The sequence below is a fragment of the Microseira sp. BLCC-F43 genome (assembly GCF_041929235.1).
Taxonomy (GTDB): Bacteria; Cyanobacteriota; Cyanobacteriia; order Cyanobacteriales; family Aerosakkonemataceae; genus Microseira.
Genome location: NZ_JBHFNP010000234.1, coordinates 16,019 through 35,354, shown reverse-complemented (window position 1 = coordinate 35,354; position 19,336 = coordinate 16,019). Strand labels below are relative to the sequence as shown.

Annotated in this window: 23 protein-coding genes, 1 tRNA gene and 1 pseudogene; 14 read left to right on the top strand and 11 right to left on the bottom strand. The window is 46.0% G+C overall.

Going from position 1 to position 19,336, the window contains the following annotated elements; all coding sequences use genetic code 11:
* The first annotated feature begins 25 nt into the window (after positions 1–25).
* A complete protein-coding gene (locus ACE1CM_RS31310) occupies positions 26–286 on the top strand; it encodes a DUF4177 domain-containing protein (RefSeq protein ID WP_226593663.1) in 261 nt (86 codons plus the stop codon).
* 29 nt (positions 287–315) lie between these two features.
* Here the strand turns inward: ACE1CM_RS31310 and ACE1CM_RS31305 are convergent, their stop codons facing one another.
* On the bottom strand, positions 316–1,617 hold the full coding sequence (locus ACE1CM_RS31305; RefSeq protein ID WP_374882776.1) for a hypothetical protein: 1,302 nt from the start codon (positions 1,615–1,617) through the stop codon (positions 316–318).
* 386 nt (positions 1,618–2,003) lie between these two features.
* Here ACE1CM_RS31305 and ACE1CM_RS31300 point away from each other — a divergent pair, with 386 nt between their 5' ends.
* Complete coding sequence (locus ACE1CM_RS31300; protein ID WP_374882775.1) at positions 2,004–2,486, top strand: ATP-binding protein; 483 nt, start codon at positions 2,004–2,006, stop codon at positions 2,484–2,486.
* Positions 2,487–2,761: 275 nt separating this feature from the next.
* Here the strand turns inward: ACE1CM_RS31300 and ACE1CM_RS31295 are convergent, their stop codons facing one another.
* A complete protein-coding gene (locus tag ACE1CM_RS31295; protein WP_374882774.1) occupies positions 2,762–3,052 on the bottom strand; it encodes a DUF6439 family protein in 291 nt (96 codons plus the stop codon).
* A gap of 46 nt (positions 3,053–3,098) precedes the next feature.
* Here ACE1CM_RS31295 and ACE1CM_RS31290 point away from each other — a divergent pair, with 46 nt between their 5' ends.
* From ACE1CM_RS31290 to ACE1CM_RS31280, 3 genes are all read left to right on the top strand, one after another.
* Positions 3,099–3,500 (top strand): DUF2203 domain-containing protein, encoded by a 402-nt coding sequence (locus ACE1CM_RS31290; protein WP_374882773.1) that lies wholly within the window; start codon positions 3,099–3,101, stop codon positions 3,498–3,500.
* A gap of 147 nt (positions 3,501–3,647) precedes the next feature.
* Positions 3,648–5,042 carry an asparagine--tRNA ligase gene (gene asnS / locus ACE1CM_RS31285; RefSeq protein WP_374882772.1) on the top strand — a complete coding sequence of 465 codons (1,395 nt, stop codon included), beginning with the start codon at positions 3,648–3,650 and terminating at the stop codon, positions 5,040–5,042.
* Between the two features lie 3 nt (positions 5,043–5,045).
* Positions 5,046–5,684: a type I restriction endonuclease gene (locus ACE1CM_RS31280; RefSeq protein ID WP_374882771.1), complete on the top strand. Its 639-nt coding sequence runs from the start codon at positions 5,046–5,048 to the stop codon at positions 5,682–5,684.
* Positions 5,685–5,891: 207 nt separating this feature from the next.
* On the opposite strand, the gene ACE1CM_RS31275 is transcribed toward ACE1CM_RS31280, so the two are convergent.
* The 3 genes from ACE1CM_RS31275 to ACE1CM_RS31265 all read right to left on the bottom strand — a co-directional run bounded on the left by ACE1CM_RS31275 (position 5,892) and on the right by ACE1CM_RS31265 (position 8,943).
* On the bottom strand, positions 5,892–6,674 hold the full coding sequence (locus ACE1CM_RS31275; protein WP_374882770.1) for a hypothetical protein: 783 nt from the start codon (positions 6,672–6,674) through the stop codon (positions 5,892–5,894).
* 316 nt (positions 6,675–6,990) lie between these two features.
* Entirely contained in the window at positions 6,991–8,559 is a 1,569-nt protein-coding gene (locus tag ACE1CM_RS31270) for an FAD-dependent oxidoreductase (RefSeq protein ID WP_374882769.1), read from the bottom strand.
* Between the two features lie 135 nt (positions 8,560–8,694).
* Positions 8,695–8,943, bottom strand: a complete 249-nt coding sequence (locus ACE1CM_RS31265) for a hypothetical protein (RefSeq protein ID WP_374882768.1) — start codon at positions 8,941–8,943, stop codon at positions 8,695–8,697.
* A gap of 121 nt (positions 8,944–9,064) precedes the next feature.
* On the opposite strand from ACE1CM_RS31265, the gene ACE1CM_RS31260 reads away from it, so the two are divergent.
* The 6 genes from ACE1CM_RS31260 (at position 9,065) to ACE1CM_RS31235 (ending at position 12,051) form a co-directional block, all read left to right on the top strand.
* Positions 9,065–9,310: a helix-turn-helix domain-containing protein gene (locus tag ACE1CM_RS31260; RefSeq protein ID WP_374882767.1), complete on the top strand. Its 246-nt coding sequence runs from the start codon at positions 9,065–9,067 to the stop codon at positions 9,308–9,310.
* A gap of 87 nt (positions 9,311–9,397) precedes the next feature.
* Positions 9,398–9,568 carry a hypothetical protein gene (locus ACE1CM_RS31255; RefSeq protein ID WP_374882766.1) on the top strand — a complete coding sequence of 57 codons (171 nt, stop codon included), beginning with the start codon at positions 9,398–9,400 and terminating at the stop codon, positions 9,566–9,568.
* Between the two features lie 12 nt (positions 9,569–9,580).
* Positions 9,581–9,826 (top strand): helix-turn-helix domain-containing protein, encoded by a 246-nt coding sequence (locus ACE1CM_RS31250; RefSeq protein ID WP_374882765.1) that lies wholly within the window; start codon positions 9,581–9,583, stop codon positions 9,824–9,826.
* A gap of 12 nt (positions 9,827–9,838) precedes the next feature.
* The gene (locus ACE1CM_RS31245) at positions 9,839–10,084 is read left to right on the top strand and encodes a helix-turn-helix domain-containing protein (protein ID WP_374882764.1); all 246 of its coding nucleotides are present in this window, start codon (positions 9,839–9,841) and stop codon (positions 10,082–10,084) included.
* Positions 10,085–10,390: 306 nt separating this feature from the next.
* Positions 10,391–10,693 carry a hypothetical protein gene (locus tag ACE1CM_RS31240; protein ID WP_374882762.1) on the top strand — a complete coding sequence of 101 codons (303 nt, stop codon included), beginning with the start codon at positions 10,391–10,393 and terminating at the stop codon, positions 10,691–10,693.
* Positions 10,694–10,896: 203 nt separating this feature from the next.
* On the top strand, positions 10,897–12,051 hold the full coding sequence (locus ACE1CM_RS31235; RefSeq protein WP_374882761.1) for a cupin domain-containing protein: 1,155 nt from the start codon (positions 10,897–10,899) through the stop codon (positions 12,049–12,051).
* Positions 12,052–12,611: 560 nt separating this feature from the next.
* Here ACE1CM_RS31235 and ACE1CM_RS31230 read toward each other — a convergent pair.
* From ACE1CM_RS31230 to ACE1CM_RS31210, 5 genes are all read right to left on the bottom strand, one after another.
* The gene (locus tag ACE1CM_RS31230; protein WP_374882760.1) at positions 12,612–12,764 is read right to left on the bottom strand and encodes a hypothetical protein; all 153 of its coding nucleotides are present in this window, start codon (positions 12,762–12,764) and stop codon (positions 12,612–12,614) included.
* Positions 12,761–13,108: a hypothetical protein gene (locus ACE1CM_RS31225; RefSeq protein WP_374882758.1), complete on the bottom strand. Its 348-nt coding sequence runs from the start codon at positions 13,106–13,108 to the stop codon at positions 12,761–12,763. Before ACE1CM_RS31225 ends, ACE1CM_RS31230 begins: the two co-directional genes overlap by 4 nt.
* 325 nt (positions 13,109–13,433) lie before the next feature.
* Positions 13,434–14,213, bottom strand: coding sequence for a class I SAM-dependent methyltransferase (locus ACE1CM_RS31220; protein ID WP_374882756.1), 780 nt, complete (start codon positions 14,211–14,213; stop codon positions 13,434–13,436).
* A tRNA-Thr gene (locus ACE1CM_RS31215) sits at positions 14,178–14,250 on the bottom strand. The genes ACE1CM_RS31220 and ACE1CM_RS31215 overlap by 36 nt, the downstream gene beginning before the upstream one ends.
* Before the next feature lie 59 nt (positions 14,251–14,309).
* On the bottom strand, positions 14,310–14,738 hold the full coding sequence (locus ACE1CM_RS31210; protein ID WP_374882754.1) for an HNH endonuclease: 429 nt from the start codon (positions 14,736–14,738) through the stop codon (positions 14,310–14,312).
* A 124-nt stretch (positions 14,739–14,862) separates the two neighbouring features.
* Between ACE1CM_RS31210 and leuC the strand changes: the two genes are divergently transcribed.
* Together leuC and ACE1CM_RS31200 are read left to right on the top strand one after the other, a co-directional pair.
* Complete coding sequence (gene leuC, locus ACE1CM_RS31205; protein ID WP_374882753.1) at positions 14,863–16,269, top strand: 3-isopropylmalate dehydratase large subunit; 1,407 nt, start codon at positions 14,863–14,865, stop codon at positions 16,267–16,269.
* Positions 16,270–16,754: 485 nt separating this feature from the next.
* Positions 16,755–17,963, top strand: a pseudogene (locus ACE1CM_RS31200) (RNA-guided endonuclease InsQ/TnpB family protein); the annotation flags it as partial.
* Here ACE1CM_RS31200 and ACE1CM_RS31195 read toward each other — a convergent pair.
* Complete coding sequence (locus ACE1CM_RS31195; protein WP_374882751.1) at positions 17,865–18,404, bottom strand: AAA family ATPase; 540 nt, start codon at positions 18,402–18,404, stop codon at positions 17,865–17,867. The pseudogene ACE1CM_RS31200 and the gene ACE1CM_RS31195 sit on opposite strands and share 99 nt — an antisense overlap.
* Positions 18,405–18,493: 89 nt before the next feature.
* On the opposite strand from ACE1CM_RS31195, the gene leuD reads away from it, so the two are divergent.
* The gene (gene leuD / locus ACE1CM_RS31190) at positions 18,494–19,102 is read left to right on the top strand and encodes a 3-isopropylmalate dehydratase small subunit (protein WP_374882750.1); all 609 of its coding nucleotides are present in this window, start codon (positions 18,494–18,496) and stop codon (positions 19,100–19,102) included.
* The last annotated feature ends 234 nt before the right edge of the window (positions 19,103–19,336 follow it).

Here is a 19,336-nt window from a genome sequence, read left to right as displayed (position 1 = left end):
CCCACGAATACCTGCGACCTGCCCTATGAGCGAAACTACAACTGCCCTTGCGATCGCCCTGCCAAAGTGGGAGTACTGCTTTGTGCGGTTAAACGACTTTGCGGGTGATTTCCGTCCCCAAAGTATCAACGGCGAAGAGTTGCGAGATAAACCCCTACCTAATTTGCACGAGTTCACCAATCAATTAGGAGATCAAGGCTGGGAATTGGTAGGTGTAAACTATACCCCCGGTTACGGATATGGCTTCTTGATTTTTAAGCGCCCTAAAGTTATTCTCGAAAACTAAGTGGGTCATCGGTGAGGATGACCCATGACCTATGACCCAGACTGATTCAGACGTCGCTGCCATTCCGCATCAATTTGCTTAGATTGCTCCAGTTCCTGCTCTATTAAGTCAGTTTCGGTCGTATAAGCTAGATCTTCGCGGTTGATGACCGTTTCCGCAGCAAATTGGCGGGCGTAGGCGATTTTCTTTTGCAAGTCGGCGTCGGCTTGATTGAGCAACATCGCTCGTTGCTGGCGTTGGTCGTTGCGTTTGGCAATTTTGCTATTGCGCCACCCAATCCAGAAATAGCGAATTAAAGGTACAGCTAAGAAAGCCGTGCCGTAGCCGAGTAAAAGCCAGTAAATTGATTGCACGAAGGCAACGAAGCCACCCAATTGTGCCGCGACGATGCCATCTGCTAATAGATTACCCAAAACTAAAGCACCGACAAAGTTAAGCACGCCCAAGCCGACTGAAAGCATAATTTGTCCTGAAGTCGCTTGAGAGAAGCGCCAGGGCAATTCTTTGAGGTAAGATTGCACTGGCTGGGGTTTTTGCGTCCGCGCCGTTACCTGCAATTCTGGGAAGCGATAGACGATCTGCCCTTCAAGACTGACTTCGGGATAGCCGTTGAATCTACTCAAGACCGGCAGCATGTAATCAGAGTACTCTTTAGCATAGCCAGAGCCGAGATTGTCTAAATAGGGTGCAATTTGTTCGGCGACGACAGCGCCCCCGTTGTTGCGAATCACCGTAGCAATTTCTTGCCAGCGGCGTGCTTCTAGGTTGGCATTGGGGTTACCATCGCCAAATAGGAACGAGAAAACCGCCAAGAGGAAATTCAACTGGGGTTTTTCGCGACGGCGGTCGTCATACCTGGGGCTATCGTAGTCGGGATAGAAAATCCAAAACCAATCTGGACCAAACCAGAAGTTAGGCAGAAAGACAATGCCGCCGCCAGAGTCGCCAGAGTCGTCGCTGTCTCGAGTCGAGTTGACGGCAATTAGGATGAGAGCGATCGCTACAAAAATCAGGACAATAGAAACCAGTAAAGCGATCCCGAAGCATATGCGGATCAGGTAGAACAAGACCCGCCAAATCTTCTCCCACCACTGTTGCAACTGCAACCGCAAAAACTTGCTGCGGAGGATTCCCCGGAAATTCCGCGGAAATTGGTAGGCAATTTCTCCCGCCTGGGAGACTTGTAAATGTCCCCCCGCATCGGATGCCAACACCAATAATCCTTGCTGCGCCGAATTGAGGTCTAATCCAGTTTGTGCCGCAATGTCAGCGACGGTAACGCGGTAGCCCAGATGTTCCACCGCTTTCATAATGGAGGGATTAAAAGCCATTTGCTGCGCCCTCACTTAGAGTTGCCCTGCTACTCCCAGTATAGATTTATCTCAATTCCGCCTTCAGATAGATTCGAGACGCCCGATGACCCATGCCCATTTTTAATGATTTTTCGATGGAATTTCGCTACAATAATAATAGGTATATACCCGAGGCATAGATTGTTAAAATCTTGCCGGGGAAACAGCTGCTAATGGAGTTCAACCGAGGTAATTGACCGTAACGAGCGGTGTGAGTAAAGTTTTTAATGTAGGCGATAATTCATGCAAGGTAATCCATTAGCCCTAAACAAGAAGCTTGCTAACGAAGGTTAATTAAAGTATACAGGTATGGAAGCTGTGCGGATTATTCAGTCTGTCCACCTGAAAGCTAGGGGGTCTTGGGAGTGATAGCTATTTCACCGCGTCCAACTGGGCGCACTTGGAACACAATTAGCTTTGCCTCTACCCTCTACCTTTGCCCAATTCTCGATCTGCTGGTGGCGGAAATTCCCGACGCCTTGAGGGCAGAAATTAGATTGGGATTACAGGAAGCTCTAGTCAATGCTGCCAGACACGGCAATAACTTAGATCCCAGTAAAACAGTAGTCGTTCGCTTCTGGGCTGTCGCAGATCGCTACTGGTGGGTGATCTCAGACCAAGGATCTGGCTTCTCACCCGCCTGTTGTTGCAATGTCGATCCCGATCAACACCTGCCAGAGGAAGAGTCAGAATGCGGTAGAGGGTTGTATATTCTCTACAAAGTCTTCGATCGGGTTCATTGGAACCCCCAAGGGACCGAGTTGAGCCTATGCAAGCAAGTCAAACGCCGCCTGACTTTACCCAGGTTCGCTGTTAACCACAATTGTCCGTCACCGCAGCTTGGTTGACGTTTGGGGGCGGGTTTAGTTCAATTGTCGGCTCCGGACTGGCGATAGGTGAAACCCGCCCCTACAGAACCTGCTGACGTTTGGGGGCGGGTTTAGTTCAATTGTCGGCGGCGGACATTGGCGATAGGTGATATCACTTCCGTTTAGGTAGTCATATTATTAAAGATTGTGCAAACAATCTGGCAAAAGCTGCTCACCTGCCCACCTGCCCACCTGCGGTTTTAGTGTGAGTATGTAAACGGAAGCGATATGAAACCCGCCCCTACAGATCTCGCCTACTCGCCTGCTGACTTATGACCGTGAGTGGGGCAAGGGGGAGCGGAAATCGACCGATCTAGCCAGCCTGTGGCTTGCTGGAACCGCGGAAGTGCTTCTTCTGGTTGATCTTTGAGCAAAAAGACGAGTGCGGCGGCGGCTTGCTCGCTGGCACGGGCTTTGCGGTTAGATTTTAATCGGTGCCAGTCGTTGGGAGTAATTTTGAGCCGATCCATTAGCACTTGCGCGAGTTCTAAAGTGCTGAGTTCACTCAGGGTATCGGTTTTGGGAAGCTGTGTGGTTTCAGGCATACTGAAAGGCTAAGTTCGCATATATCCTTACTCTACTGCAACGACAATGAAGTCACCTGAAGAACCATCCCAGTCAAATCGATCCCCATCGGATCCGGGCACCCGCAAGACGCAAGAGGAAGAACAAGAGTTTGGGCGCAGTCTGGAAGAAGTCGATCGATCCCTGCAAGCTTTAAAAGAACGCTACGCACAAGTACAGCGGGATCGCCAGCGTCAGAAAGAACTGCAACATCGCTACGAAGAAGTGCGCCAAGATTTGCGTAGAGAACGATCTCAGCAACTGATCGCCGAGTTGCAGCTTCTCAAACAACAGCTGGAAATGCTAGAAGTCAGCCTGGAAAGCAGTTTGTTCAGTTTCAGCAGTTTGAGGGAGCCATTTTGGCAAGCAGTCAGATTTGCCGGGATGGGGATCGCTATTGGTTGGTTGCTCAAGTCTTGTGCAGGCTAGGATCGAGTCTGGGGATCGCTACTTGCTCTGAGCAAGTTGCAATCGGGATCGATCCCAGGCAGCGATCCCCGTCTGTGCGTAAGATGGGATCGCCCTCAGCTTGCGTTTTTCGATAATACTGAATGAATCATTGCTTTTAACTGCCTCATGACAACTCAACGTATTGCCGATATCCTCCGCACTGGTCAACCCGATGAATCTGTTAAAGTTCAAGGTTGGGTACGCACCAAACGAGAATTAAAAGATTTTGCCTTTGTCGAGGTAAACGATGGTTCCTCGATGGCGAACTTGCAAGTGGTGCTGAATGCCGATTTGCCCAATTATGCCGAAATTCTCAAGCAGGTGAATACGGGTGCTTCCATAGAAATTGAAGGCGTTTTGGTGGCGTCCCCTGCGAAGGGACAGCGGATCGAATTGAAGGCGACAGCAATGCAGTTATACGGCGATGCCGATCCGGAAACTTATCCTTTACAGAAGAAACGGCACTCGTTTGAATTTTTGCGAAATATTGGACACTTGCGATCGCGCACCAACACTTTCGGCGCTGTCTTCCGCGTCCGCAACGCCTGCGCCAGGGCGATCCACCAATTCTTCCAAGAACGCGGTTTTTTGTGGATTCACACCCCGATTATCAGCGCCAGCGACTGCGAAGGGGCGGGAGAAATGTTCACCGTCACCAGCTTTAATTTAAATAACATCCCCCTTACGGAAGATAAAAAACAAATCGATTACAGCCAAGACTTTTTCGGCAAACAAGCTTATCTTACCGTCAGCGGACAATTGGAAGCTGAAGTGATGGCGATGGCGTTTAGTAATGTCTACACTTTTGGCCCTACTTTCCGCGCGGAAAATTCTAACACCTCCCGTCACTTGGCAGAATTTTGGATGATCGAACCAGAAATGGCTTTCTGCGACTTGATAGGGGATATGGATTTAGCAGAAGAATTCCTCAAATATATCTTCAAGCATGTAATGGAAACTTGCCCGGAAGATATGGAATTTTTCAACCAGCGGATTGATAATTCGGTTTTGGCGACGGCAGATAATATCATCAACAACGAGTTTGAACGGGTGACTTATACCGATGCGATCGCTCTGGTAGAAAAATCCAACAAACAATTTGAATATCCCGTCAAGTGGGGTTTAGATTTGCAGTCGGAACACGAACGATATTTGGCAGAAGAATTATTCAAAAAGCCAACGATTGTCACCGACTATCCAGTAGAAATTAAAGCCTTCTACATGCGTCTAAACGACGATGAAAAAACCGTAGCCGCCATGGATATTTTAGCACCCAAAATCGGCGAAATTATCGGCGGTTCCCAGAGGGAAGAACGTTTAGATATCTTGGAAAGGCGGATTAACGATCAAGGCTTAAATCCGGCTGATTATTGGTGGTATTTAGATTTGCGTCGCTTCGGCACAGTTCCTCACGCTGGATTTGGTTTGGGTTTTGAAAGGTTGGTGCAATTTATGACAGGAATGGCAAATATTCGCGATGTGATTCCCTTCCCGCGCGCGCCGCAAACTGTGGAATTTTAAAATATGGTAAAAACTCTTGCGATTGGGGACAATATCACCACGCTGGCTCAAGTTGAGGAAAAGTTTAACCTCACAGAAGCCAGCGATGACCAGTTTTTTACTGAATGGTTCGAGAATTTACCTGAAATTTATGAACCAGAACAAGAAATATTGGCTCGGATAAAAGACAGATACCTTTACCACAGGAAAACAGGGCCTTTAGCTGAAGGTGCTGTTCAGTTGTTGGTGTTGTCCCGGTTGCTGGAAATCGCAGGTTTTTACGATTCACCCTTTAAAATTCGTTCCGAAATAACGGTACAAATTGCCGTCGATGATCGAGACGAAATTTATCGGGGACGCATTGATGTTTTGGCGTTTAAAGATGAATTTTGGCTGCTGGTGGTTGAGTCGAAGCAGACAAGTTTCAATATGGATATTGCGATACCCCAAGCTTTGACTTACATGATGACTAATCCCCAGTCTGACAAACCTACTTTTGGCATGGTCACAAATGGCAGCGATTTTATGTTCATCAAGTTAGTCAAACAAGGCGAATCCCAGTATGCATTTTCAGATAAATTTACGCTTTATCGGCGGCGGAATGAGTTGTACGATGTGTTGCGGGTATTGAAGCGGATTGGTGGTGCGATCGCTCAAATCTAAAAAACTTTGACGAGTGTTTTTCAGGAGCGATCGCGCAGCTTATACCGTATTTCCCATGAATGCGCCACACAAGGGGAGGGGCGGGTTTATAGAAATTGTTTTTTTTCCCAAGATGATTGGTAAAACCCGCCCCTACCTAGCTTTTGATCTGTAGCAAAATCAAGGGAAATTGGTATTATTTCTCCTCACTCAACCCTTACTGCCCGACTATTTCGCAAATGCCCGGAAGGTATCATAATACATATTAATGCGGAACATTTCACCCGCCCGGAACTTGGTCGCACGCCATTGCAGAATACCATCTGCATCGGTTCGTTCGGTTGGCGTTACCAAAAGATCTGGGTTATCCCGGAAAGCATATTGTTGCGATCCGAGTCGCCCGACAAATGTTCCATCCAAGGGCAAATCGCTAGGCATTGCTACCATATTGACAACGTGGGCGCGTTTTCCTCTCGGCGCATCTCCGTCTAAATTGTAAGTAAAAACAGAATCCCGATTCTTATCCCAGCGTGCCAGAAAACCTGCCCATCCGGCGCTACCGCCAGTATCTACATCGATGTCCGCATATCGCTTGACGAGGAAGTCATCGAGATCGACTTTTCTCGAACAGTTCATCAGTTCCATGCGAATCGTGACGCGGGTTTCATTTTTGGAAACAATGAAGGTTTGACGAATCATCATCAAACCATCATCGGTTTCGCTTTCTGTCATTTTGACGAATTCGTTGTCATCATCTCGACAAATGCGACTGCTGATACATTTGATACCATTGATAGACCCGTATACGTCGTATTTAACGTTATCGGTATCGCCAATTTTGTATGCCAGGGTATAACCTTCTTCCAGAACACCAATAGCTAGATGTTCGTAAATACCTTCAGGTTCAACAGAACTGAGTCCTGCTTCTGTTGGTTGACCCATGAGTTGCCCACAATCGCTGATGCCAAAATAAGCTCTGATACCTTTGATTACGGTTGTTGGACTTGCCATTTTATTCTCCCTTAAAATTTAGAAAAACCGATTTCTAATGCCCCCTGGAGTATGGCAAAGTTGTTAAGCTTCTATTGCCAGTTTAGATAGGTAAAAATATTTGCTCTTTTTGCCTATCTGCTTAATTAAATCAAAGCCTTATTAAAATAGTGTTACCAGTCGCTTTTTTTAGTGAAACTTAGTTTGGGTAACTTATTTAAGGGACAATTTATAGCATCTCTGAAAATGACAGCAAATCTTGTTTGTAGTAAGGACTTTAGCCCTTTAAGCTGTACGCCTGAGGACTAAAGTCCTTACTACGAACAAAGGATTTGGGTTATGCGATCGCCACATCACCCAGCGTATCAATCGCACCCATGCGCGAAGCTTCCGCAAGTTTAGCAATCCCAAATACCCTCGGCAATCGTTTTGTATCAACCAGGACTTTTCTCACATCTAAATTCGATACATCTGCCAAATTTTTATTACCCAAAATCGCAATAATTGCCGCAATTCCCAAACCTTGAGCTACTCCAGCATTAAATTCCACAATTCTACCAGCAGACGCTGCCAAACCTACAAACCCAGAAGCTGGACTAACGACGGCAAGATTAGGAATAGTTCTCACAATTGCGTGCTGGATACCTATATTAAAAATAGGCGGAGTAAAACTAAGATTTGTAATCCCTTTTTCATAAGCGATCTTGTCAAAATCTTTGATTCCTCCCCGCACGTCAAATTGATAAGCAAACGTTCCCAACGCCTCTCTAGCAGGGACGCCACCCATCAGCATATCGGCACCAGTTAAAGGTTGTACAACATCCTTAATGTTCCCAGCATGTCTGATATAAAGTTCAGAGGGAACCGTAACGGTAGCACCAATACTGTTAAACCACTTTTCGATGTAACCCATTTCTACTAGCATGTTAGGAGTTGGTTTAGCACCTTTTCTAGCTAATTCTTCCGCTTCCGAACCTGTAACGGTAAATAAAAGTGCATTCCAAGAAAGTCTACCGCCAGGAAGAATTGCGATATTCGCTTTGTCTAGCATTACACCCGTTTCCAATAAAGATAATTTAATTCCTCTAAACGAGTGGTAAGCTACAGATAAAGCTGGAGAACGGACATCTATATAGTCACTTCCTGCATACATGGTTTTGATATTACCAGCAGTATCGACCATATCGCGCCGCAGTTTTTCGGCTAACTCTTCGTCATTTCCTGTAGCAGCAAGCAGGAAACTTTGCGCCTCTGTATCGTTCAAGTTTGTGAAGCGTTTGAGATAGGTAGATTCAATTTGCTTGAGCTTTTGAATGCTCAATCCTTGGGTTTCAAATACTACGCTAACAGCCAGTTCTGATTCGGGAAGACCAAAGGTTTCAAATCCTTTTAACTTTCTCGCGCCAGCCACTTGGGCTAATTCGGCATTTACCGTCGCATCGATAAATTGCTTGCCAGAATATCTTCCCTTTGATGTCATTAAACTGACGATATTTTGCTGGCCTTTGACAACCGATTCAATCTCAACATAGCTGAGGATATCTACTCCAGCTTCTTGCAGCATTTGTCGCAAAACTGTACTCGCTTTGCTCCGGTCAAGACCAACAACAAGCACACCGATTCTTTGCAAAAATTCTTTATAGATTGCTGCTGGATCGCCAAAGGTAGGTAAACCCAGATCGTCTCGAATCGATTTCTCAATTTGGCTGCGGTCTAAATACGCCAGTCCTCCCCTGACTAAATGACCGCCAATTCCTGCCTGTAAATTACCTTTAGATAGGAGCAGAACTCGCGGATACTGTTTTGTTCTGCGACGGTATTCCCTCGCAGCAGAAACGGCTGCGAAGACGCCAGGAACTTCATCCCCGTATACGATAACATCGTAATATCTTGGATCTCTAGTCATATTTAATCGCCTTTCCTGTGGTTGTAATTAATATCTACAGCGTCTCTTTATTTTATTCGGGAAAGTTTGTACTTGATAAGCAGTAAGTTCCAGAAACCCGGTTTTTCCGAAAAACCGGGTTTCTTTCGCACTTAATCAATTATTTACAACCCAATATCGCGTCAAAATGCTCATTACTTCACCTGGATGATTGGGTGCGGGTAATAAACGACTCCACTGGCTCACATCCGCAAAACCGAGGTTGTGCAAGGTATAAATTGTGGTGTTGACGGCTGCGGGAATACTGATGACAAGTATTCGTCCTGGGGAAACCAACCCTGGTATCTTGACCAGGCTGGGAACCGTGGATGGTGGCGCGTTTAGGGCTATAAAGCTTGTATTCATTGGGTTTTACCTGTTTTCTGATTCAGGCTTACGCCTCTTATAAGGTACATTCATCATCTTACACTTAATGTCCTATAAAAGAAGCATTTACTTTGTTATGAGGCTTTGACAAAATCCAGGCATGGGAAGAGCAGGAAAAGCCCTCAGACAGGTACTGGAGCGCTATAGAATTACCCAAAATCGGTTGGCAGTGGCGATGGGAACTCGACGCTCGAATGTTAACCGTTGGGTTTATGAGAATGCCGATCCGGTAGCGGAGGCGGTGTTGGAAATTAGGGATGGACTAAGAGCAATTAACCCTGATGCGGCGGAGGAGTTTATCCAGTTGTATTTGAATGCGCCACCGGGAGAAGAGGAAAAGTCGTGAGAAAATCTCTGCATGGGAAGAGCAAGCAAAGCCCTCAGACAGGTACTGGAGCGCTATAGGATTACCTAAAATAGGTTGGCGGTGGCGATGGGAACTCCACGATCGAATGTGAACCGTTGGGTTTATGAGAATGCCGATCCGGTGGCGGAGGCGGTGTGGCAAATTCGAGATGGACTTAAGGCAATTAACCCTGATGCGGCAAAGGAGTTTATCCAGTTGTATTTGAATGCGCCACCGGCAGATCGGGAACAGCCATGACATAATCTCACCATGGGAAGAGCAGGCAAAGCCCTAAAACAGGTGCTAGAAAAATATGGAATTACTCAAAATCGCCTCGCAGTGGCGATGGGAACTCGACGGTCGAATATTAACCGTTGGGTGAATGAGACCAGAGATCCAGTATCAGAGGCAGTGTTGCAAATTCGGAATGGACTTAAGGCAATTAACCCTGATGCGGCGGCGGAATTTACCCAGTTGTATTGGAACGATCCATCTGAAGATGGGGAACAGTCGTGAGAAAATCTCAGCATGGGAAGAGCAGGCAAAGCCCTAAAACAGGTGCTGGAGAAATATGGAATTACTCAAAATCGGTTGGCGGTGACGATGGGAGTGGGACGCTCAAATGTTCACCGTTGGGTTTATGAGATTACAGATCCAGTAGCAGAGGCGGTGTTGCAAATTCGGGATGGACTTAAGGCAATTAACCCTGATGCGGCGGCGGAGTTCATCCAGTTGTATTTGAATGCTCCCTCTCCAGATGGGGAACAGTCGTGAGAAAATCTCTGCATGAGCTAGGTCGCAACCCGGTTGCTGTCCCGTCCTGCGTAAGTCCTGTAACTGTTACAGATGAGAGTTTTCTAATTAATTGTTCATGTGCTTTTAATTGACTTACTGTAGATTATCTATTGTGTGAGTCAGGTGCCACGCTGATAGCCATAAGTGAGAGATACACAACTAAATACCTACAGGTAGGTCGTCCCTACCTAATTTGGTAATGCCCGATCAAACAAGCAATTTAACATCAGTTTGTTTGGTTTCTCTCGTTGCTCATCCATCTGAATTTCTCTAAGGTGCTATAACATGAATCCTAAGATCCTTCTTGGCTTATTCCTGAGTGCAAGTGCTGCATTTTTGAGTCAATCCGCTACAGCTGCTGTGCTTTCAGAACAAGCTGTCTCAGGACGGCAATCTTCGATTGAAGTTGACGTGGTTGATTTAAATCGTCGTGGAGCTTCTGAACTAATTCTGGCGGAAAATAGCAGCAGCAATAGCAGCAGCAATGAAAGCAGCAATAGCAGCAGCAATGAAAGCAGCAATGAAAGCAGCGATAGCAGCAGCAATAGCAGCAGCAATAGCAGCTCTAATCAGTCGGATGATGATTAGTGGTGGTAGTTTGAGAGTTCAACCTAGATAGTTCACTTACAGGGGGGCTGGGTGGAATCGATCGTTCAAGACAGGACTTTGGCTGTCAAAAGTCTATCATATGGCTCGAGTATTTCTCGCCCCCCTGCTTCGTTTATCGACAGTTCAACGTGATTAACCGAGGGAAGATTTTTTCCTGTCATCAGATTAGAGATCAACGTGTCATGAAGACTTGGCAACAGCTGCTTGCACCATATCCAATAGACCAATTTTTGGCAGAGTACTGGACGCAAAAGGCGATTCACATTTGTGCCGATCGTCCTGAGAAACTTCAGACATTCTTCTCATGGAAAGATCTTAACCATTTGCTGAACTATCACAAACTCGCAGAACCAGATATACGCTTCTCAATTGAGGGCAAATCCTTGCCAAAGACGAGTAATTCACAAGACTGGAGTGCGAGGTTGCGTGAGGGAGCTACACTAATCGTCAACAAAGTTCATCATCGCATTCCAACCGTGACTCAACTGGCAGCAAATCTGCGCTATGACATTGGTTATGAAACCCACGTCAATTTGTATTGTTCACCAGCTAAACAACAGGGATTTGATTGTCACTACGATACTCACGATGTACTGATCTTGCAGATTGACGGTGAAAAGAAGTGGTTTGTTTACCGAGAAACGGTACTCTATCCCACCCCAGACATGCACTCGGCAAACCAGCCTAAACCAGAGGAACCACCCTATCTAGAGTGCGTACTCAAGCCTGGAGATGTGCTGTACATCCCGCGAGGACACTGGCACTATGCTGTCGCTTGCGAACAACCATCGCTACATCTGACTGTTGGAATTGAATGCCAGACAGGACTTAGTTGGCTCAGCTGGCTGAGCAATGAGCTAAAAAATAATACCGACTGGCGACAAAGATTTCCTGTTGTCGTAAATGGCAATACAGATGCTATAGAAAAGCAGCTAACAGCACTACGGCAACATCTAATTGAGACTTTACATCAGCCAGACATTCTACATAAGTATATTGATTCTCTAAATTATCGGTCTGTGCCGCCACTGCCAATCAACTTACCTGCTCAGATGGGAACTGATATTTTTCACAATGGATTCATGACTCGGTTTGCTTGGTCGCCACTGCACCGCATTCGCATCAAGCAAATAGGCGAGGAACACTATCAAGTGCAGGTTGGATCAAAACAAATTGACCTCAAGGGAGTCCCGGCAAAACTTGTGGAAAATTTATTCAATCAAGATGAGTTTAGTTTAATTGATATTGCTGATTGGGCACCCGCTCTGAGCTTCGATGGTGATATTGCACCGCTCATAACACGCCTCGTCACAGAAGGCATATTGCATGTTCATTAGCAATATTTTGGCTTTTAATATACATGAGTAACTCAAGTTGCTAGTTATCAGCTTTGGCAAAGAAACCCGGTTTCTCTGAAAAATCGTGGGTTTCTTGCGAGAGATCGACACATCACCTTTGTTTCTGACCTCTGGGTTTCTGATGCTCGGTAATTGGTAATTGGATTCATTGGCAGCCTACTCTTGACAATTACCTATTACCCATTACCCATTACCACTCTGTTTGTATTTAACTAGCAACTTGAGTTAGTACAGTTTTGACGAACGATCCCGCTATTCCCTAACGGTGAACCATGATGCGAGCGCATCACGAGCAAATCAGGACTTACGCAAACACCAAAGTTTCTCTGAAAAATCCTTGGGAAAGGGAACCAGAGATCGTAGCAATAAACTAAGGTGATAGGAGCGTGGTGCGTAAGTCCTGAAATATCTTGTGGCGCGGGTTCAAGAAACCCGGTTTTTTGGAAAAACCGGGTTTTTTGAACCCAAATTTGAGGCCGAAAGCTCGGTGGAGGCTTTTGACGGTGGGTCTTGTATAAATTTCATATCATGCCAAATTATTAGCTTTCAGCAGTTTTTCTCACTCTGCGCCTACGAGGCCGCTTTGCCGAATTTTTTAGTAACATTTCGTGTAGTTTCCTTGACTTTTGTGCCGCACCTTTAGCCAGTTCAAGAATTTCTAACAGTTCTACTTCAGTTGGTAGTCGTTTCATAATAATTCCTCTAATCGAGAAAGCAGTCGTTGCACCTGCATTTTTATTTCCAGTGTCATTCCCAGCGATGCTGCCAAATCTTCTCCTACTTGCTGAATTTCTAAATTTGTCACATCAGATCCGGAAATACTTTCAATATCGCTAGCGATCGCATTTCTGGAGTCGTTTACAAACTGCCTCATCTCATTGAGATAGTCAAGGGTTTGTATTAGCATAGCATTTTCCGGTAGGCGAGACAGTGCCTTTCTAACTAGATTCTGTGCTGCTATTGCTTGCCGTTCAATTTCATCTAATTCTTGGTTGAGTCGATTAATAACAGCGATAATTTCAGACAAAATCGACATTGCTGAAAGTTTTTACTCAACCTAGCCAACATATCACCGTCGATTACCCGATGAAGTTTTTAGAAGTAGGCGAGCGCATTTCTGAATTTACACTATTCCCTAACGGTGATGTATGATGCGATCGCATGTTTTAATTTTGGTGCGATTCAAGGAGCGATAGCTAAGCGCATCCGCGCCGCTGCGCGTGAAGCGAAGCTATCGCGTAAGCGATACGCTGCACGCGCCGTGTTTTTTCCCTGAGTGGTGGCGGTGCCGTACTCTCGTCTAACGCACCCTAAATTTCTACATTTCTTACTATTAGCAATTAGGCATTAGCCATTAGCCATTACCTCTTCCGCGCCACAATATGAAAAATATGCCAATGCTTCGGTGACTGCAATGCTGTTTTTCCGTCTTCTTCTTCCACTCTAAACATTTCAATTTCAAATTGTTCTAATAACTTTTCTGCTTGTTCTTGGGTATGATGGGTGTGGGTGGGAATACTTGCCCAATCGTCTCTATCCCCAAATAATTGACCGCAAAAACGACCTCCAGGTGGAAGGCTTTGGACGATTTTATCCCACAATTCGGGGAAATATTCGGGGGGACAAAAGGGCAGGGTAAAGCTAGCATTAATTAAATCGGTTTGGGGCCAAGTCGCTGCTTGAAATTTTGCGACTTTTGTGGTTAAATTATCGGTATTTTGCAAGTCTTCTCGCCCTAGCATCCGGTCAAATGCTTCTCGATTGCCATCAATGGCTAAAACTCGCCAACCTCGTCTGAGTAGTTCCACGGTATCGCGACCTTCGCCGCATCCCAAGTCTACCGCGAACCCTGGTGTCTCGAAGCGTTCCAATGCGGCTAAAAGGGTAGGACGGGGGGGTCTACCTAAGACAGCTTGGTAGTATTTAGGCCATTTGTGTTCAAAATCCTGGGATTGGGGCTGTTCTAGCATGACGAGAACTGGAATGTGTTTCGCCACCTGAGTGTAACAAAGGCTGCGGGGGACTAAAGTCTGAGGGGATACAAACCCGCAGCTAGGGAAGGGGTTGAGGGGGTGCGATCGATCTATTAAAATCGTCTTAAACCAAGCTGGTAACAGGATTTGAACCTGCGACCCACGCATTACAAGTGCGTTGCTCTACCAACTGAGCTATACCAGCAACTCAATACACTATAGCAAAGTTTGGTACCCGGCGATCGCTATGACGCCAAATTTTACCTACTCAAGCTTGGACACATACAACTCCCGCCGCCAATCTCTGCCTTTTCCCTTATTTCGTGCTTTGTACGTGGGTGTCAGCGAGTGACAATTAGGACATAAGAGGCGGAGATTATCTGGCGAGTTGTTCAGCCAGTCTCCATCGATATGATCGACTTCTACCGGAACTTTACCCGTATAGGGATTTACTTCACACCAGCCGCACAAAGAACATTTTTCACCATAGTTCTCAATTAAAAACCTTCTCACATGATTAGATACCGTACCGAATTTTTTCCGCCCGCTCTCCCCGCCTACTAACCATGATGCTATATAAAGTTTGTATCTATGGTCGTTATGGCATTTGTTATCGCAGTACTTATCTACCGCTCTTTTGGTTTCTCTACCGCAGTTGAGGCATTGCAGTCTGGGTTTCTTCGGCATTGGCATCGGTACACCTCGATATTATGGAACGTCTTGCCCAATGTTTGAGAAATCCTTTCGGGTCAAGGGACTCAGCTAAATTTTTGATAACATCGAAGATCCCAAGGCTAAAAGACCCGTTGAAGTAAGTATGAGCAAAGGCACTCTGTTTGACAAAGTTTGGCATCTACACGCAGTTGGAACGCTTCCTTCAGGACAGACGCAACTGTTTATTGGACTGCATCTAATTCACGAAGTTACCAGTCCCCAAGCTTTTGCGATGTTACGGGAACGGGGTCTAAAGGTACTGTATCCAGAACGGACGATCGCTACGGTAGACCATATCGTCCCTACAGATAATCAGGCGCGTCCGTTTGTGGATGACCTGGCAGAGGAAATGATGCAGGCTCTGGAACAGAGTTGTCAAGCAAATGGCATTACTTTTTACAATATTGGTTCTGGGAATCAGGGGATTGTTCATGTCATAGCACCAGAGTTGGGACTGACTCAACCGGGGATGACTATTGCTTGTGGAGATAGTCATACTTCTACTCATGGTGCATTTGGTGCGATCGCTTTTGGTATCGGTACCAGTCAAGTGCGCGATGTTCTCGCTTCCCAAACTCTCGCCCTCTCTAAATTAAAAGTCCGCAAAATTGAAGTCAACGGTACTCTAAGACCGGGTGTCTACGCCAAAGATGTTATCCTCCACATCATCCGCACTCTGGGAGTGAAAGGCGGCGTCGGATATGCCTACGAATTTGCAGGCACTACTTTCGAGCAAATGAGCATGGAAGAACGGATGACCGTTTGCAATATGGCAATCGAAGGTGGTGCGAGATGCGGTTACGTTAATCCGGATAGCGTTACTTACGAATATCTCAAAGGTAGGGATTTTGCACCCAAAGGCGAAGAGTGGGATAAAGCTGTTGCTTGGTGGGAGTCGATTAAGAGCGATCGCGATGCCCAGTACGATGATGTGGTAGTTTTCGACGCCGCCGACATTCCCCCGACCGTTACTTGGGGAATTACACCCGGTCAAGGTATTGGCGTCAATCAAGTCGTACCAACTCCCGAAGAACTGCCAGAAGAAGATAGATTCATCGCTCAAGAAGCTTACCAATACATGGATTTGGCTCCCGGTCAACCTATCTGTGGTACTAAAGTCGATGTTTGCTTTATCGGCAGTTGCACCAACGGACGGATTAGCGATTTGCGAGAAGCTGCCAAAATTGCTCAAGGTCGTCACGTCGCCGCAGGAATCAAAGCCTTTGTCGTTCCAGGTTCGGAACGGGTGAAGCAGCAAGCAGAAGCGGAAGGATTGGACAAAATCTTCCAAGCAGCAGGTTTTGAATGGCGAGAACCGGGATGTTCCATGTGTCTGGCGATGAATCCCGATAAACTTCAAGGCAGGCAAATTAGTGCTTCTTCTTCTAACCGCAACTTTAAAGGACGGCAAGGTTCCGCTTCTGGTCGTACCTTATTGATGAGTCCGGCGATGGTGGCAGCAGCAGCAGTCAAAGGCGCAGTCTCTGATGTCCGCGAGTTGTTGAATTAGGCATTTCTTGTTACCAGGCAAGAGCCTGGTAACACAACTAAAGAGGCTCCGCCTCGTTTTTTCTTGTTTTCTTGTTACCAGGCTGAGCCTGGTAACACAGGTAAGAGGCTCCGCCTCATTTTTCAACTGAGGTAGCAGCCCAATCAAAATCGTTTTCAAAGGAGGCAGAGCCTCAACCATTGCGTTCCCAGGCTGAAGCCTGGGAACGAGAAAACCGGCAACTATCGAGTAACTAGCGACCAATTCAGCCGAAACTCACCGGATTGACAACGTTGATTTAACTAATCGGCGTAAGTCCGCAGGTGAACCTGTACTCAGGTCAGTGGCGGGATATAAGCCGGACGATGACGAGGGGATCTCCGACCTATGTTAACCGTAGGTTGACGCGGGAGGGGATGTCCGAGGAATCGTTAATTTTTCCGGATTAGCTTTATCGTTAACTGTATATTGTGATAGAATAGACAAACACGCTTTGGTGATATTGAGTGTTACACAAAGTCGTACAAGTTCGTTTATACCCATCTGAACAACAGCAGATACTGTTGGCTCAAACGTTTGGTTCTGCCCGTTGGTGGTGGAATTATGCTCTGAATAAATCAATTGAGGCATACAAAGAAACAGGTAAAGGACTTGGACGTTCAGCACTCAATGCACTTCTTCCTGACCTCAAAAAAGCAGAAGATACAGCATGGTTGGCTGATTGCTATAGTCAGGTTTTGCAGGCTACAACACTCAATCTGACCACTGGGTACAAAAACTTTTTTGAGGGTAGAGCAGGCTTTCCTCGGTTCAAGTCTAAACATGGCAAGCAGTCTATTCAATACCCTCAAAATGTCAAAGTTCTTGATGGTATTGTCAAGCTTCCGGGAAACGTTGGTGAGGTGAAAGCTAAAATTCATCGACCAATTGAAGGGAAGATAAAGACTGTCACTGTTAGCAAAACTCCATCAGGTAAATATTTGGCATCTATTCTCACTGAAGTAGAAGGTGACAATCCATCTACAACTGAAGGCAAGATTTATGGAATTGATTTGGGTTTGAAGCACTTCGCTGTCGTAACCGATGGTGAAAAGGTTTCTAAATACGACAATCCTCAACATCTCGCCAAGCATGAGAAGAACCTGAAACGCAAGCAACAAAAACTAGCACGTAAACAGAAAGGAAGTAAATCAAGAAATAAATATCGCAAGGTTGTTGCCAAAGTGTACGAACGGGTGAGTAACTCAAGGCAAGATTTTTTGCATAAACTTAGTTACAAGTTAGTCAGCTAAGCCTTAGCTGTCATAGTAGAAAATCTTCATGTCAAGGGCATGGTTCGTAACCAGAATTTGGCCAAAGCAATATCTGATGTTGGATGGGGAACGTTCACTAACTTTTTAGCCTATAAATTAGAACGCCAAGGTGGAAAGTTGGTTGAGATTGATAGATGGTTCCCCAGTTCCAAACTCTGCTCTAATTGTTTCTATCAAATGAGTGAGATGCCATTGGATGTAAGAAAATGGACTTGCCCACACTGTGGCACTCACCATGACCGTGATGGAAACGCAGCTATCAATATCAGAGCAGAGGGAATCAGAATGCTAAAGGCGGATGGTTCAGCCGTCTCTGCCGTAGGAGGGGAGGTAAGACCAAAAATGGGACGAAAGTCTCATTTGAGGCACTCGCCTATGAGTACGGAAGCCAACACTGTACCCGGTACTCCGGGTCAGTGTAGGTAGTTCACATAGCGGATACATATACCTGATAATTTCCTCGCTGGCAGGGTTTTTCAGACGTGTAGTTGCCCGCAAAATAGTTTCCTCTAGCGGTAGGCGAATCACAACGTAATTCACCGGACAGGTTAACGACTGAAATTCCTCCGCCAGTATCGGCAGAAACCAAAAGCCAAAAATGCCATCCAGCACTACGTCATAGTCACCCGTGACATAAGCAGCTGTGGCACGAGCGATCGCTAGCATCACCGTTGTATTCTGTTGATGTGCTTCTGGCAAAATTGGCGAAATCTTTTGAGCGATGTAATCATAAAAATCATCTGCATGTAAGTGAACCCCCTTGGGTAATCCCTGCGCCAGTCGATTCGATAACGTTGTTTTTCCACTGCCAGGACACCCGGTAATAATCGTGATAGATGCCATAAGCGAACCTGTTCAATATTCCTGAGTATTGAAACATTAAACGATTAACTGATTCCGAATCCACAATTCTTTTTCGAGGAGAACAAACAATGGTCAGCGAAGTTAAAACTGTTTCCGGACGCGGTATTCCCTTGGTGGGCGATGATATTGATACCGATCGGATTATTCCGGCTCGATTTTTGCGTTGCGTTACTTTTGATGGTTTGGGGGCACATGCTTTTGAAGATGACCGCAAGGCACTCAACGGAGAACATCCGTTTGACCGATCGCAGTTTCAAGGTGCGAAAATTTTGGTGGCGAATCGTAACTTTGGCTGCGGTTCGTCGCGGGAACATGCACCCCAAGCGCTCGCCAAATGGGGCATTCAAGCTTTAATCGGTGAAAGTTTCGCCGAAATCTTTTTCGGCAATTGCGTCGCTATCGGTATTCCCTGCGTCACTGCCGATGCTGCAACTGTCAAGCAATTGCAAGAAATTTTAACATCCAATCCCCAAACACCGATGACGGTAAATTTGGAAACCATGCAAGTGCAATGCGGCGACTTTTCTGCCCCAATTGCCATGGGGGAAGGTGCTAAAAATATGTTCGTTTCTGGCACTTGGGATGCTTGCGGTCAGTTGTGCGATCGCGCCGACCAAATTCGCGCCACCGCTGCGAATCTGCCCTATATGAACTGGAGCAAATTAGCTGCCTCTTAGGATAATTGGTCACAGTCTCTTACCTAAATTTTCCTTGGCGCCAAGTCAGTGGTAAAAGTATTTCCTGCTACCTCGTACAGGTGCGATCCGTAAAATTTCCTCGCAAAGAAACCGGGTTTCTAGGAAAGAAACCCGGTTGCTAATTTTATTTTTTCTTTAGATTTGACAAGAAAAAAGGAAGGTGATAAAGTCAAGCCAAAATTAATAACAAACCTTCGATTTGGTAGGTTTTTA

Excerpts from the sequence above, each read along its gene's own strand:
- ACE1CM_RS31310 (WP_226593663.1), top strand. The coding sequence starts at position 26 with ATGAGCGAAACTACAACTGCCCTTGCGATCGCCCTGCCAAAGTGGGAG.
- ACE1CM_RS31305 (WP_374882776.1), bottom strand. The coding sequence starts at position 1,617 with ATGGCTTTTAATCCCTCCATTATGAAAGCGGTGGAACATCTGGGCTAC.
- ACE1CM_RS31295 (WP_374882774.1), bottom strand. The coding sequence starts at position 3,052 with ATGCCTGAAACCACACAGCTTCCCAAAACCGATACCCTGAGTGAACTC.
- ACE1CM_RS31290 (WP_374882773.1), top strand. The coding sequence starts at position 3,099 with ATGAAGTCACCTGAAGAACCATCCCAGTCAAATCGATCCCCATCGGAT.
- asnS (WP_374882772.1), top strand. The coding sequence starts at position 3,648 with ATGACAACTCAACGTATTGCCGATATCCTCCGCACTGGTCAACCCGAT.
- ACE1CM_RS31280 (WP_374882771.1), top strand. The coding sequence starts at position 5,046 with ATGGTAAAAACTCTTGCGATTGGGGACAATATCACCACGCTGGCTCAA.
- ACE1CM_RS31275 (WP_374882770.1), bottom strand. The coding sequence starts at position 6,674 with ATGGCAAGTCCAACAACCGTAATCAAAGGTATCAGAGCTTATTTTGGC.
- ACE1CM_RS31270 (WP_374882769.1), bottom strand. The coding sequence starts at position 8,559 with ATGACTAGAGATCCAAGATATTACGATGTTATCGTATACGGGGATGAA.
- ACE1CM_RS31265 (WP_374882768.1), bottom strand. The coding sequence starts at position 8,943 with ATGAATACAAGCTTTATAGCCCTAAACGCGCCACCATCCACGGTTCCC.
- ACE1CM_RS31260 (WP_374882767.1), top strand. The coding sequence starts at position 9,065 with ATGGGAAGAGCAGGAAAAGCCCTCAGACAGGTACTGGAGCGCTATAGA.
- ACE1CM_RS31255 (WP_374882766.1), top strand. The coding sequence starts at position 9,398 with ATGGGAACTCCACGATCGAATGTGAACCGTTGGGTTTATGAGAATGCC.
- ACE1CM_RS31250 (WP_374882765.1), top strand. The coding sequence starts at position 9,581 with ATGGGAAGAGCAGGCAAAGCCCTAAAACAGGTGCTAGAAAAATATGGA.
- ACE1CM_RS31245 (WP_374882764.1), top strand. The coding sequence starts at position 9,839 with ATGGGAAGAGCAGGCAAAGCCCTAAAACAGGTGCTGGAGAAATATGGA.
- ACE1CM_RS31240 (WP_374882762.1), top strand. The coding sequence starts at position 10,391 with ATGAATCCTAAGATCCTTCTTGGCTTATTCCTGAGTGCAAGTGCTGCA.
- ACE1CM_RS31235 (WP_374882761.1), top strand. The coding sequence starts at position 10,897 with ATGAAGACTTGGCAACAGCTGCTTGCACCATATCCAATAGACCAATTT.
- ACE1CM_RS31230 (WP_374882760.1), bottom strand. The coding sequence starts at position 12,764 with ATGAAACGACTACCAACTGAAGTAGAACTGTTAGAAATTCTTGAACTG.
- ACE1CM_RS31225 (WP_374882758.1), bottom strand. The coding sequence starts at position 13,108 with ATGTCGATTTTGTCTGAAATTATCGCTGTTATTAATCGACTCAACCAA.
- ACE1CM_RS31220 (WP_374882756.1), bottom strand. The coding sequence starts at position 14,213 with ATGCGTGGGTCGCAGGTTCAAATCCTGTTACCAGCTTGGTTTAAGACG.
- ACE1CM_RS31210 (WP_374882754.1), bottom strand. The coding sequence starts at position 14,738 with ATGCCAATGCCGAAGAAACCCAGACTGCAATGCCTCAACTGCGGTAGA.
- leuC (WP_374882753.1), top strand. The coding sequence starts at position 14,863 with ATGAGCAAAGGCACTCTGTTTGACAAAGTTTGGCATCTACACGCAGTT.
- ACE1CM_RS31195 (WP_374882751.1), bottom strand. The coding sequence starts at position 18,404 with ATGGCATCTATCACGATTATTACCGGGTGTCCTGGCAGTGGAAAAACA.
- leuD (WP_374882750.1), top strand. The coding sequence starts at position 18,494 with ATGGTCAGCGAAGTTAAAACTGTTTCCGGACGCGGTATTCCCTTGGTG.